The organism is Pedobacter sp. P26 (assembly GCF_050632135.1).
In the GTDB taxonomy this organism is placed as follows: domain Bacteria; phylum Bacteroidota; class Bacteroidia; order Sphingobacteriales; family Sphingobacteriaceae; genus Pedobacter.
Window position 1 is genome coordinate 5,877,997 of the sequence record NZ_CP192574.1, and the last position, 13,281, is coordinate 5,891,277.

General features: G+C 34.6%; 12 protein-coding genes and 1 pseudogene. 9 read left to right on the plus strand and 4 right to left on the minus strand.

All coding sequences use genetic code 11. The annotated features are described in order from the left end of the window. Positions 1-6 precede the first annotated feature (6 nt). Positions 7-903, minus strand: coding sequence for a methylmalonyl Co-A mutase-associated GTPase MeaB (meaB, locus tag ACQ86H_RS27355; RefSeq protein ID WP_431293136.1), 897 nt, complete (start codon positions 901-903; stop codon positions 7-9). A gap of 57 nt (positions 904-960) precedes the next feature. Between meaB and ACQ86H_RS27360 the strand changes: the two genes are divergently transcribed. From ACQ86H_RS27360 to ACQ86H_RS27395, 8 genes and pseudogenes are all read left to right on the plus strand, one after another. Further along, positions 961-1,338, plus strand: a complete 378-nt coding sequence (locus ACQ86H_RS27360; protein ID WP_431293137.1) for a hypothetical protein — start codon at positions 961-963, stop codon at positions 1,336-1,338. Beyond that, positions 1,293-1,835 carry a hypothetical protein gene (locus ACQ86H_RS27365; RefSeq protein ID WP_431293138.1) on the plus strand — a complete coding sequence of 181 codons (543 nt, stop codon included), beginning with the start codon at positions 1,293-1,295 and terminating at the stop codon, positions 1,833-1,835. The genes ACQ86H_RS27360 and ACQ86H_RS27365 overlap by 46 nt, the downstream gene beginning before the upstream one ends. Before the next feature lie 48 nt (positions 1,836-1,883). Further along, entirely contained in the window at positions 1,884-2,132 is a 249-nt protein-coding gene (locus tag ACQ86H_RS27370) for a hypothetical protein (protein WP_431293139.1), read from the plus strand. Positions 2,133-2,178: 46 nt separating this feature from the next. Next, positions 2,179-2,943: a glycosyltransferase family 4 protein gene (locus ACQ86H_RS27375; RefSeq protein ID WP_431293140.1), complete on the plus strand. Its 765-nt coding sequence runs from the start codon at positions 2,179-2,181 to the stop codon at positions 2,941-2,943. A gap of 259 nt (positions 2,944-3,202) precedes the next feature. Further along, positions 3,203-5,023, plus strand: a complete 1,821-nt coding sequence (locus ACQ86H_RS27380; RefSeq protein ID WP_431293141.1) for an ABC transporter ATP-binding protein — start codon at positions 3,203-3,205, stop codon at positions 5,021-5,023. Between the two features lie 82 nt (positions 5,024-5,105). Next, positions 5,106-6,197, plus strand: coding sequence for a glycosyltransferase (locus tag ACQ86H_RS27385; RefSeq protein ID WP_431293142.1), 1,092 nt, complete (start codon positions 5,106-5,108; stop codon positions 6,195-6,197). Positions 6,198-6,423: 226 nt separating this feature from the next. After that, positions 6,424-7,004, plus strand: a pseudogene (locus ACQ86H_RS27390) (DUF5672 family protein). A 51-nt stretch (positions 7,005-7,055) separates the two neighbouring features. Then, a complete protein-coding gene (locus ACQ86H_RS27395; RefSeq protein WP_431293143.1) occupies positions 7,056-8,174 on the plus strand; it encodes a glycosyltransferase WbsX family protein in 1,119 nt (372 codons plus the stop codon). Between the two features lie 50 nt (positions 8,175-8,224). On the opposite strand, the gene ACQ86H_RS27400 is transcribed toward ACQ86H_RS27395, so the two are convergent. Then, on the minus strand, positions 8,225-9,334 hold the full coding sequence (locus ACQ86H_RS27400; protein ID WP_138819531.1) for a glycosyltransferase family 4 protein: 1,110 nt from the start codon (positions 9,332-9,334) through the stop codon (positions 8,225-8,227). Between the two features lie 234 nt (positions 9,335-9,568). Here ACQ86H_RS27400 and ACQ86H_RS27405 point away from each other — a divergent pair, with 234 nt between their 5' ends. Further along, positions 9,569-10,576 carry a glycosyltransferase family 2 protein gene (locus ACQ86H_RS27405; protein WP_138819530.1) on the plus strand — a complete coding sequence of 336 codons (1,008 nt, stop codon included), beginning with the start codon at positions 9,569-9,571 and terminating at the stop codon, positions 10,574-10,576. 4 nt (positions 10,577-10,580) lie between these two features. Here the strand turns inward: ACQ86H_RS27405 and ACQ86H_RS27410 are convergent, their stop codons facing one another. Beyond that, entirely contained in the window at positions 10,581-11,591 is a 1,011-nt protein-coding gene (locus tag ACQ86H_RS27410; RefSeq protein WP_431293144.1) for an acyltransferase family protein, read from the minus strand. 182 nt (positions 11,592-11,773) lie between these two features. After that, the gene (locus ACQ86H_RS27415; RefSeq protein WP_431293145.1) at positions 11,774-13,216 is read right to left on the minus strand and encodes an MAC/perforin domain-containing protein; all 1,443 of its coding nucleotides are present in this window, start codon (positions 13,214-13,216) and stop codon (positions 11,774-11,776) included. Between the last annotated feature and the right edge of the window lie 65 nt (positions 13,217-13,281).

A 13,281-nucleotide genomic window follows, 5' to 3' on the forward strand; every position in this document is an offset into this window, starting at 1 on the left:
CAACAGTTAACTATTGCCAAACTCATCCGCAAAACGATAAATATTAAAATCATCTTGTTTTAAGGCTGTCTGAACTTTTTCTCGCAGCCTTTTTTTATCAATATGCTGCATTTTTTGATGCTGCATAAGTTTCCATGCTTTTTCTGCAAATAGAAAGGCTTTTCGGTTATCATCAAAAACCTCGGGTTTGATAATCCATTTACACAATTCTTCTATACCTACATTTTTATCAGCAACAGTTTTTAAGATTGGAATAACCTTTACGCCTTGATGAACGATTTTTTTTAGATTATTGGCAAAGGTATCTGCTCCTTCTCTATCAGCCTTATTAATCACAAAACAATCGGCAATTTCCATCAACCCGGATTTGATATTCTGAACTTCATCTCCGGATTCTGGCACCAATACAACAATAGTTTTATCCGCCAGTCCTGCAATTTCTACTTCAGATTGCCCAACCCCAACCGTTTCAACAATAATCAGATCAAAATTAGCTGCTTTTAAAACATCAACCATTTCGATTGTTTTTGCCGAAATACCGCCCAAAGCACCACGTGTAGCCAAAGATCGGATAAAAACATTTGGATTATTAAACTGACCAGCCATACGGATACGATCGCCCAACAAAGAGCCAAAATTAAATGGAGAGGTTGGATCTATCGCCAATACAGCAACGCGTTTCTCCCCGGCAACTAAATGATCGGTTACCGCATTTACCAAAGTACTTTTGCCAGCACCAGGAGGCCCGGTAATACCCAAAACGGGAACATTATTCTTACTATCTAAATCTCTTAAAATCGAATCTGCCGGTTTAATATCATTTTCAACAAGCGTTAATGTTCTTGCCAAAACTTTATAATTACCCTTCTTTACTTCGCTTAAAATGGATAGATGCGTATTCATCAATAAAACTATCTTTGTACAAATTAACAAAAAATATCAGCTACAAAGCGCCCCACAATGAAAGTTACCGGTTTTACATTTTTAAGAAATGCTATTGTTAACGACTACCCTGCAAAAGAGGCGATACTTTCTGTGCTGCCATTGTGCGACGATTTTATTGTTGCATTGGGAAACTCTACAGACGCAACTTCTGAAATGATTAAGAGCATTGATCCTAAAATCAGAACAATTGATACCATTTGGGATGAAAGTATACGTGAAGGGGGGCGTGTTTTTGCTGATGAAACCAATAAGGCGCTGGCAGAAATAAATGAAAATACAGATTGGATGATCTATATCCAGGGCGATGAAGCCATTCATGAAGATTATCTTCCACTGATTAAAAAGAAATGGAAGACGAACTTAACAATAGCAATGTTGAGGCCTTACTCTTAAAATACAAACATTTTTATGCCTCTTATGATTATCTGGCCGAATCCCGGCGTTGGTACAGAAGAGAAGTCAGGATTATCAAAAACCTTCCGGGAGTTCACTCTTACAGAGATGCCCAAGGCTTCAGGATTAACGACAGGAAACTTAAGGTTAAGCTAATTGATGCTTATATTTATCATTATGGCTGGGTGAAACCGCCAAAAGGATTACAAGGTAAGGTGCGGAATTTTAATCAGTTTTATCAAACAGACGAGTGGATTGAAGAAAATTATCCGATGCAAGACAGCCATGATATGCATAATGCCGATCGTTTGGTTCATTTTAAAGGTACCCATCCCAAAGTAATGCAGGCAAGAATTGCTGCAGCAAACTGGAAATTTGAAAAAGATTTAACGAAAGAAAACTCAAAAATGAATTTCCGCAGAAGGGTTTTGCAAAAAATTGAAGATCTAACCGGATTACGTTTATTTGAATACCGAAACTATAAAATCGTAAAGTAGGCCTCAATTTAAATCTGCCTATATTTGTATCATCAAATTACATCATTAATGAAAAAGCCCAATATCTTAGTGACCTTCGATTCAATGAAAGATGCCAATTGCGGTTATTTTTCCTTCGGGAAGGGGCTGGGCGATGCATTGATCCAGGAAAACAAAGGAAATTTTAAGCTCAAATTTTATCTTTTTAAACACACCCAATATCTTTTTAATGGCTTGGTTGATATCATTTATCTATCCCGGTTAGACCGGTTATTCTTTAAGGGGAAAAATGATTTCGATGTTGTTCATCTTTTCTGATCAAACCTGCAGATTAAGGCCAGGCAAGGTAAATGCAAAAAAAATAATGACTGTTCACGACATGAACAAGGTGCATTTAAAATTTAGCAAACCATACAGAATTCAGGTATATCTAAAAAAACTAGGCAAGCTCATTTCACAGTGTGATAAAATTGTATGTATATCGCAGTTTGTTGCAAATGATGTGAAACACTATTTCCCTGAATCAGCAAATAAAATTAGTGTAATTTATAACGGGGCCGATAAATTAGTTTCGGATGAAAATCATCAGCCAGCCTTTAAACCTGGAAAAAAATTTCTATTTACCATTGGTTTGCTTTCAGTACAAAAAGGCTTTCACCTATTACCTGCATTGTTAAAAGATAATAATTTCGAACTGGTAATTTCGGGCAGGGAAACACCTCACAAACAGCGAATTTTAGAGGAAGCAGAAAAACATAACTGTTTAGATCGGGTTCATATTACCGGGCCAATCTCTGATGAAGACAAAGCCTGGTACTATAAAAACTGTGATGCTTTCTTATTTCCTTCAGTTGCCGAAGGTTTTGGTCTTCCTGTAATCGAGGCCATGCATTTTGGAAAACCCGTGTTTCTGTCTAAATTCACTTCACTTCCCGAGGTTGGCGGCGATATTGCGTATTACTTCGACAATTTTGAACGCGAACACATGCAGGAGGTATTTAATAAAGGTATGAGTGATTTCACCCAAAATAATCGCTATAAACAAGCTGTTGCCCAGGCAGAAAAATTTTCATGGGAAATTGCTGCCAACCAGTATCTGAATTTATATCAGGAAGTGCTTGATCAATAATTTTCAATATCAGAAGTATTGCATACTACGATTTTATTCTTTCTTTCAATAATTACGGTTAAATATTGATGTGCAATCCTTAATAATACACCCGCACGTCGAACAGCATGTTTTTTTTTAAAAATTAAAAAATTGTAATTTAAATAGAGTAAGATTCCCACCATCTTATTCATTATATGAAAAACCGTACATTTGTTTGAATTTTATTGTTTTTTTTGACTAGGTCATTTCCTAGTTTCCATTACATATACAATACTTAATGAAAACTTATTTTCGTTTATTATCATTTGCCAAACCTATTGAAAAGTTTGCTATACCTTATCTTATAACAACATTATTTGGGATTTTTTTTAATACTTTCCTATTTACACTGCTTGGGCCTTTAATGCAGGCGCTGTTTTTAGGAAAATGTGATGATCCGACTAAAATTGCGGAAAGCAAAAGTTCATGGGATTTATTGGGTCGCTTTAACAACTACATCGATGGTATTATTGCTGACGATAAAATTCTGGCGCTAAAAGTAATTTGTGTCATTATTATTGCAACAGTATTTCTTGCTAACTTTTTTCGCTATTTCTCTCAGCGTTTTATGGAAGATTTACGTGTGCATACGTTACTTAACATACGTAAAACGGTTTTTAATAACGTAATGAATTTGCATGTTGGCTACTTTAATAACGAACGCAAAGGCGATATTATATCAAAAGTAGCGTCTGATGTGCAGGTAGTTCAATTTACAGTTACCAACACACTACAGGTTGTTTTTAAGGAACCGTTACAGTTACTATTTTTTATTGGGGTGTTAGTTTCCATATCTGCCAAGTTAACTTTATTTTCTTTATTAGTTATTCCTGTTTCAGGCTTTATCATTAGTAAAATTGTAAAGAGATTAAAACAGCAGGCCACACAATCGCATGAATCCTTCGCAAAAATGATTGGTTTTTTAGATGAGTCGTTAAGCGGCATAAAGATTATTAAAGCTTTTAACGCAACAGAACGTGCAAAGGAAAGATTTGACACCGAAAATAAGTTTTACTCATTTTTAAACAGAAAGATGGCCAGAAGGCAACAGCTGGCATCTCCAGTTTCACAAACTTTAGGTGTTTTAGTTGTTGTATTTATTCTTTTATATGGTGGTACGTTAATATTAAGTGGAAAAGGTGATTTGGAAGCTGCAGAATTTGTAGTTTATTTGGCTACTTTTTCTCAGGTATTGCAACCCGTAAAAGCGATCGCCGATTCCTTTAGTGGTATTCACTCAGGTATTGCTGCCGGCGAACGTGTTTTAGATCTTATTGATACCAAACCTGCGCTAGTAAATAAAAGTAATGCAGAAGTATTAGCTAATTTCAGTAATGCACTAACCTTCGAAAATGTTTCATTCTTTTATGGCGATAAACAAGTATTAAATAACATTAATATTAATATAGAAAAAGGGCAAACAGTAGCATTGGTTGGTCCATCGGGTGGAGGAAAGAGTACATTAATGGATTTAATCCCTCGTTTCCATGATCCAAAATCAGGAACGATCAAAATTGATGATCAAGATTACAGGGAGCTTACTGTTGAAAGCATCAGGGCACAAATGGGAACTGTTAATCAGGAATCATTTCTATTTAACGATACTATTTTTAATAACATTGCATTTGCCAAACCAGAGGCCACAATGAAAGAAGTTATTGCCGCAGCAAAAATTGCAAACGCGCACGATTTTATCGAAAACACGGAGAATGGTTATCAATCTTTTGTTGGTGATAGAGGAAATAAATTATCAGGCGGGCAAAAGCAACGGGTTTGTATAGCGAGGGCTGTATTGGCTAATCCGCCTATCATGTTGTTAGACGAGGCCACTTCAGCCTTAGATACAGAATCTGAAAAATTAGTTCAGGATGCTTTAAATAACCTGATGAAAAACCGTACCTCAATTGTAATTGCACACCGTTTAAGTACGATACAACATGCCGATAAAATTGTGGTGATAGATAAAGGTAGCATTGTAGAAACCGGAAGCCATAATGAGTTAATGAATAAAAATGGTTTATATAGGCGTTTAATTGACATGCAGGCCTTTAACGACTAAACATTTAGATGAAGAAAGTACTATTTTTTATGCCTGATAATCCGCTAAAAAAAATGCGGGCAACAGAACCAGGGCTTTAAGCATGCTAAGTTACTTTAAATCAAGGAATTTTGAAATTGATTTTGTTAGCGAGTATTTTACCGGACGTTGGAACGAAACAGATATTAAAGCTTTTGAGCAATCAGACCTGGCTAATAATACTTATGTAATTAAAAAAAAGCCTTCCAAGAAAAATATACTCTATTATCTCCTTTTTTATAAACTACCAAATTTTTTCTATCAGAATAAAGCCTGGTTTTTTCCGCTTCAATTCCCAGAATTGGTGACCTTAAGGTTTAAGAGGGCGTTCAAAAAAATTTTAAAAAACAACGATTACGATTATATCTTTATTAACTATGCCAGCTGGGCTACATTGGTAGAGCACAATCCTTTAACAGGAAAAGCAATAACAGTAATTGATACACATGATTTTACAACGGCCCAATATCAAATAAAAAATGATATAGGTCAATCTTTTAAAGAAGAAATCAGAAGAATTTCATTATTTGATATTGCTTTAGCCATTTCTGTTGAAGAACAGTATGTTTTTAGTCAGTTTTGTAAAACCAAAGTTGTTTTAGCACCAATGATGCTTGATCAACCAGAAAATTTTCATACCGTTAAAGAAAAATCATTTGACCTGATTTATGTGGCAAGCGATAATATACATAATCAAAAAGCTGCCAGTTGGTTTTTTAGCCATGTATACCCATTATTACCAACCAGTGTGCAGATATGTATCATTGGACAAATAAACGAGCATCTTTCTATAAAGGCTCCTAATATTGTTTCAGTAAACTTTGCTGAAGATTTATCAACCTATTATCAAAATGCCAAAGTAGCCCTATGCCCTATGCTAACGGGCACAGGAACCAAAATAAAGGTAGTAGAGGCACTATCTTATGGCTTGCCGATAGTTTGCAATACCAGAGGGATTGATGGGCTGATAAACAAAACAGATAATGGTTGTTTGGTTAGTGATGACCATATTGAATTTGGGCATAATATCATGAAACTACTAACAGACGAAGCGGAATATAAAAAACAGGCAGAAAATGCGTTGAATGCTTTTAACATGAATTACGAAAAGGAACGATGTTATGAACATCTCGACACTGTTTTTCAAATAGTTTAAATCTCATTATATTATGAAAAAGGTTGCCGTTATTATACCTATTTATAAAGAAATAACCTATTTAGAGGATATATCCCTACAACAGTGTTTCAAAGTCCTTGCCAAGTCCCATCCAATTTTTTGTATAAAACCTACAGCTTTAAATTTAAACACCAAGTATCCGTTTAATAAATTCATCAGCTTTAATGATGTATACTTTAAAGATATTGCAGGTTATAACAAATTGATGTTATCAGGAGAATTTTATGAAGCATTTTTAAACTATGAATACATCCTGATCTATCAATTAGATGCTTTTGTTTTTAAAGATGATCTAACCATTTGGTGCGAAAAAAATATAGATTATGTTGGAGCCCCATGGCTCAGACATAAATATCCCGATATGATCAAAGCAGTAAAAAATAGTGTTTTGAGCTATATACATCGAAAATTCGATATTAAGGGAAAAAATACTCATGCTCCGACTGACATCCAGCGGGAGTATAAAGTAGGAAACGGAGGTTTATCATTACGCAGAACACAGAAATTTCATACTTTAACCGAACGCTTTCAGGAAAAAATAAAAGAATATTCCTTGAATCCGGCAGCCAACTTTAATGAAGATGTTTTTTGGAGCATAGAAGTAAATAGAAAGAAAAAAACTTGAAGATACCATCCTATAAGGAAGCAGTATACTTTGCGTTTGAAGTACCTGTAGATCGGGCTTTTGAGCTCACTAATCATACACTGCCCTTTGGGTGCCATGCATGGAACAAAAACCTCGATGTCTGGAGGCGGATATTTAAAGACTTTGGATATTCGATTTGATCTATTTACAATCAACAAATCAAACATACGCTACGCTAACATTAACCATTTATGCAAAATCCCAACAGCGAAAACAAACTTAAGGCCATTGCGCTTTACCTGCCACAGTTTCATCCCTTTAAAGAAAATGATGAATGGTGGGGTAAGGGATTTACTGAATGGACAAATGTTACTAAGTCAAAACCAAAATTCAAAGGCCATTATCAGCCACATCTGCCAACAGATCTAGGTTATTACGACCTTAGGTTATTGGATACCATGATTGAACAAGCTTTTCTTGCCAAAACATACGGAGTTTATGGTTTCTGTTTTTATCATTATTGGTTTAATGGCAAACTTTTGATGGAAAAACCGTTAGAGCAAATGTTAACATCCCAAAAACCTGATTTCCCATTTTGTTTATGCTGGGCAAATGAAAACTGGACCAGGCGCTGGGATGGTATGGAGTCCGATGTTTTGATTAAACAGAACTATGACCTGAAAGATGATCTTGACCATATTCAATACCTAATGCCATTTTTTAAAGATGAGAGGTATATTAAAATAGATGGGAAGCCTATATACCTCATGTATAGATCAGAACTTCACCCAAATATCAATGAGGCGGTAAAAATATGGCGGGACGAGGCAAAAAAAGCAGGGTTTGAAGATCTCTATCTAATCAGGGTAGAGAATTTCAAGCATGATTTTGACCCAAAATATCATGATTTTGATGCCAGTATGGAGTTTGCGCCAGATTTTTCTATCCCATTACAGAAATACAGCAAGAAAGAGCCTGTCAGTCATTTCTTAAGAAAATTACTGCATAAAGCTGCTATTAAAGCAAGTGGGTTGTTAGCCAATAAAGTGTTCGACTATGAAGAGATAGTGGATAAGATGACTAAAAAAGCTCCAAAATCCTATAAATATTTCCGATCTGTTTTTCCGAGTTGGGATAACTCTGCCCGACGAGCTAAGGATGCAACAATTTTTGTTAACTCAAGTCCAGAAAAATTTCAAGAATGGGTTACAAAAACAGCCAGGTATACCAATAAACATTTTAGTGGGGAAGAACGCTTACTTTTTGTAAATGCATGGAACGAATGGGCAGAAGGTTGCCATTTGGAGCCCGACCAAGAATATGGACATCGCTATTTACAGGCTTTAAAAAACGGACTTGAATCAAAATAATTCAAAAACCATAAGATGTAAAAAGACCAGTAATCCGATTAGAGATAAATTTAATTTATACTATCCAATATATCTTCTAAAATTGATACTTGTTTTTTTACCTCATAGAGTGAAGCTTGCCGTTTTATTTCATCGATATTAAACCTTTCGGGATGGTCTTTTACTTCCATCATAGCTTCTGCCAAATCCTTTGTTCTCCAAGTATCGATAACTATACCTGTATCTTCTTTTACAAACTCTCTAATCCCTCCAGAATCAAACCCTACAATCGGTTTACCTAATGCAGCAGCCTCTAACATTACCAATGGGAAAGAATCCTCTCTTGAGAGTAACAGAAACGCATCAGCGGAATTAAGATAATTATAATATTCTTCACTCTGTGCGCCAAGGAATTTAACCCGGTCAGGAAACTTATTTTCTACCGCTCTTTTCGCATAATAATATATACCAGTGTCCTCTTCACCCCCAATCCAGATAATCTTGATATTTTCAGGAAGTTGAGGCAGCAATGAAACTAAGAAATCAACTCCTTTTATTAGTGTTGTTTTACCAGAAATTGCCCAAACAAAATCCTCTTCACTAAAACCTGTATCTGCTTTTACCTCAAAGGCAGCCTTAGTATATATTATTTTACTCAGATCGATAAAACCATATAACAGTTTTACATCAGGCCGTCCCATATCACTAATTTTATTGCATACCGCCTCAGAGCAGCCAATTAATGCCGTTGATGTAGTAACAATGGTCTCTAAATCCTTGTAACCGATAAAATCGTACGCAAAGGGAAGTTCGTGTGCATGGGTAATAATTTTAATCCCTAATTTCTTTGCTATTGGATAAACCTCAGGGATTACAATAGTATTTACATACCAGAAATCAACTTTGTATTTCTTAGTGATATAATTTAATTGGTATTCTAACGCGTCAATTTTAGCTTTTTTTAAGACTGATCTCAGCAGTCTTAAAGACCTTTTAGGATTTTCTCTATAAGGCAGAAAATGCTGAATTTCACTTGGCAGCGTATCGATTAATACGCCTTTACCTTTGGTAAACAATAGTGGTAGAAATTTTTCCCGGTTTAAATTCATTAAAGAATACCAAAGTAACATTTCGGAACCAGTTCTACCCAAATTGTGGCTTATAAACAATATTTTCTTCATCTGATCCTGTAATTACAAAAAGTAAATTCTATCTAAATTGGCTGCAAATTAAAGAATAAATAATGTATTAACTTTTATTTAATTGCATTTACAATACGTATTTAGTTTGTTGGTATATTTGGAATTAATCGCTTTTAGCAGACAAAGTATATGCATTAAATATATGACAAAACCATAAAACTTCAAAAGCGGGAAAGTCTAAAATGCTAGAAGCTCTAAAACCGGTAAACAATAATGGGACATCCAAAGATAACTGTTTTTATGGCCGCCTATAATCAGGCAGATTTTATCCAGCAATCCATAAATAGTGTATTAACCCAAAGTTTTTCTGATTTCGAATTGATTATTGTAAATGATGGCTCTATCGATAATACAACTACCATAGTTGAATCTTTTAATGATAATAGGATCAGATTAGTACATAATGATGGTAACAAAGGCTTGATTTATACCAGAAACCGTTTATTAACTCTTGCGCAGGGCGAATATATTGCCATATTAGATGGCGATGATATTGCTTATCAAGATCGGCTTAAACTTCAGTATAACTTTCTTTTGGCTAACCCAGAAGTTGTACTATGCGGGGGCCACGCTGCCATTATAAATGAACATGGTAATAAAACAGGAGACAAGCTGAGGGTACCGGTAAACAATACTGTTGATTTATTTATGTTATTTGGCAATCCTTTCGTAAATTCTACAACCATGTTCAAAACAAGTGTTTTTACTGAGTTGAATGGCTATCAGAATTATACCATATCAGAAGATTTTGATTTATTTATAAGAATGGCCGAAAAGTATAAAGTGGCCAACCTTGATGAAACCCTTGTCGACTACCGTGTCCACAGCAACAATACCTCTACGCTAAATACGAATACAAGGCTAGCAAATGAAAGAAAGATCATTAGCCATATGCAAAAGCGCATCGGTCTACCCTATGATGAAAGACGGTTAAACCTGCATGTCGAATTATTTAATTGGACACCGGTTAAAGAGCATTTAAATGACTATTCATTTTTGTTCAACGAATTTAAATTAGCCAATAACATTTCAAAGAGATATGATCCGAAGATTTTTAACCAATTCTTGTTCAATAAGTGGATGGATATCTTAAAATTCGATCAAATTAATTCACTTAGCCTAAAATGGTATTTTAAAAATGAAATATTTGAAAGCGATTACTTCAGTTTTAAAAAATTTAGAAGAGCTTTTAAAAACAGCATCAAACAGCTTTTAAATTAAACTATTACTGTCCGACAGTCCATTTCATTTTTGTTTTGATGATCAGTGCCGATAGCAGATAACTAATTGAATAGGCTATTATAAACCTAAGGATTAACAATGCAGTATTTTCCCAGACATTATAATGCTGAACATCTAATTTCAAGGGCTGAAAAATCAATGGCAATACCCTTTCTATAACAATACTGTGCACTAAATATATTCCAAAAGTGGTTTCTCGGGGTTTAAGACGATCAAGTATTTTAATATTTCCTATTTTTAATAGAACACCAAATCCCACAAATGAATAAATGATATTGGATATCCTGAGTGTATTATAAGCATCTTTACTACCTAGTTTAATCAGATATACAGATTCCCATATTCCTAGTGCGAAGGTCAGAACCAGAAGAAGAACCCATATTGTCCATCGTGTATCTTTCACAAAGGTCATTACGGCAGTATAATATTTGTTCAAGTATACCCCAAGCCACAGGTAAAAAACAAAACCGAATAAGGCAGAAGTATGTGTAGTTTCGAACCAGTTGAAGTACAGATTAACACTATATACAAGTGAAATAATTCCAAAAAATATCCCCAACCAGTATTTATAGAGATATTTTTTGAATATCAATAATAGTGTGATACAGATTAAAAAATTAAGGATAAACCAGTAAGGACTAAAAAATAATATCCTGTAAACAAAGTCAGAAATATAGGCACTGAAATCGCTAAACATTAAATCTCGATCACTTCCTTTAATATGGGCTACCCATCTATCTAACATGGTGATTGCAATGAAGACAAACATCCAAAAAAGCCAGGGTCTTACGGTATTCTTAAACCTGTTCTTTAAATATTGGCCTGCGGAGTATTCTTGAAATTTATGGTTGATTAGAAAACCACCTATCAGGAAAAAAGCTACGGTAGAAAACTTAAAAAACTGTATTACTCCAGCTTCTGTTATGGTAGCGCCCAGTGTATTGTACATTGGCGCCTGAACAATGTGGCTGTGCTCAAACACAATACCCATCATCGAGATACAACGAATGGTGTTAACAAAATCAAAATTTTTTTCTCAGGTGCTGCTTGTTTCTCTAATTCAATATTCATTAAATTATTTTGGTAGTTGAATTGGTAAATATCTACAAAAAAAGAGCCTCAATAATATATTGAGGCTCTTTTAACATTTATGTATGTAAAATATTACACGGTCACCTATTGAGGAATAAAACCAATATTTCCCTCAAGTATCCAACCATCTCTTCCCCATCCAAGTTCGCCGAAGCTTGTAGTGTAAAGATGTGGTACCTTATCATTTCTATATCTATAAATAGGAAGGTCATTAGTTTCCTGGGCAGAATTTACATAACCAACTATTCCTTCATATGATCCAATGTGCGCTTCGTTCCAGCTTAAAGTAAATAAGTGTTTTCCATTATTAAGATAAATGCGGTATAATGGAACGGTACCAGGTTTAGCATTGGTAGTATAAACTTTGCCTATAGAACCTTCTACGACCCAATTTCTTACACCGCCTACTTCTCCTGGGTTAGTTAGCAATAATCTATCATCATTTTTGGTATTGAAGCATCTATAAAGCTTAGCTACTGGATAACCATCAACTAAATGTCCTTGGTTATTGGTCAGATATTGAATGATATAATTTTTAACAGCCAAAGCTTTTGACTGATCAGGGATTAAATCATAAATAGGCATTAAACCATCAGGAGCAATGTCTATCAATACCGAATTTTCTAATGTACAGCTATTTTGCCAAGCTGAAATATTAACTGTCGGTATTGGGTTTGGATTAGATGCATTACCGATACTAACGTCGCCTATTAAGTTTTTAGTTGGATCACCTCCGTTAGTTACATAATGTAATTTTTGAGCAAAATTCTCAGAAACATCATTAGCATCATAAGTATATCCTGTATTTAAATTAAAAATCTTTTTTACATGGAGGTCAATACCTGCCGAACTTGCTGTAGTTTTATCAGATTTAGAAGTTTCTGACTGATAGATAACGTCTAATTTTCCGCCAAGCGTAATATCAGCTAACACGTGTGTTCCATATCTGTTTACAATGGCCTCGGGTGTTTGACTTTGGATATAAGATAAAAATTCGGGATCTAAATAAGATTGAAGTACATCATTTAGTGCATTTAACTTGATTCTTTTTTGCTGGATTTTTAAATTATAACTGCTATAAATATATTTAGACGAAAAGATATCGGTGCTATTGTAACTGCCGGTTACAGTAGCTTTAAATAATGACATCCCTAGAAACTCATAACCGAATGTACTGCTAAGATGTGTAGTTAATTTTTTCAAATAAGATGTAGCATCACTTCCTGCATCTAACCTTCCTTCTGTTCTTGTTGAAAAGTCCCATATAACTCTGGTTGATTGATCGGCCTGTAATCTATCTACATCAACAACAGGTCGTGTGGCTGCACTAGCATTTCCAAACTCTCCCAATACATTATAACCATAACCTAACAAATCATTTTTTCCATCTCTACCAAAACCTGCAAGATTATTGTGCTTATTAATTAATCCCTTTTCTTCTGCGAGATCATTTTTTTTACAGTTGCTAAATAAAGCTGTAAGAGTACACAGCAAGCAAATAATTTTTAATTTGTAATTGTTTTTCATCAGTATTTATCTATTATTTTTTTCAAAACTACCGACAAGAAAAATTAATTATGACAAGGCAGGGT

Excerpts from the sequence above, each read along its gene's own strand:
- ACQ86H_RS27395 (WP_431293143.1), top strand. The coding sequence starts at position 7,056 with ATGCAAAATCCCAACAGCGAAAACAAACTTAAGGCCATTGCGCTTTAC.
- ACQ86H_RS27375 (WP_431293140.1), top strand. The coding sequence starts at position 2,179 with ATGACTGTTCACGACATGAACAAGGTGCATTTAAAATTTAGCAAACCA.
- ACQ86H_RS27385 (WP_431293142.1), top strand. The coding sequence starts at position 5,106 with ATGCTAAGTTACTTTAAATCAAGGAATTTTGAAATTGATTTTGTTAGC.
- ACQ86H_RS27360 (WP_431293137.1), top strand. The coding sequence starts at position 961 with ATGAAAGTTACCGGTTTTACATTTTTAAGAAATGCTATTGTTAACGAC.
- ACQ86H_RS27370 (WP_431293139.1), top strand. The coding sequence starts at position 1,884 with ATGAAAAAGCCCAATATCTTAGTGACCTTCGATTCAATGAAAGATGCC.
- ACQ86H_RS27410 (WP_431293144.1), bottom strand. The coding sequence starts at position 11,591 with ATGATGGGTATTGTGTTTGAGCACAGCCACATTGTTCAGGCGCCAATG.
- ACQ86H_RS27405 (WP_138819530.1), top strand. The coding sequence starts at position 9,569 with ATGGGACATCCAAAGATAACTGTTTTTATGGCCGCCTATAATCAGGCA.
- ACQ86H_RS27400 (WP_138819531.1), bottom strand. The coding sequence starts at position 9,334 with ATGAAGAAAATATTGTTTATAAGCCACAATTTGGGTAGAACTGGTTCC.
- ACQ86H_RS27365 (WP_431293138.1), top strand. The coding sequence starts at position 1,293 with ATGGAAGACGAACTTAACAATAGCAATGTTGAGGCCTTACTCTTAAAA.
- ACQ86H_RS27380 (WP_431293141.1), top strand. The coding sequence starts at position 3,203 with ATGAAAACTTATTTTCGTTTATTATCATTTGCCAAACCTATTGAAAAG.
- ACQ86H_RS27415 (WP_431293145.1), bottom strand. The coding sequence starts at position 13,216 with ATGAAAAACAATTACAAATTAAAAATTATTTGCTTGCTGTGTACTCTT.
- meaB (WP_431293136.1), bottom strand. The coding sequence starts at position 903 with ATGAATACGCATCTATCCATTTTAAGCGAAGTAAAGAAGGGTAATTAT.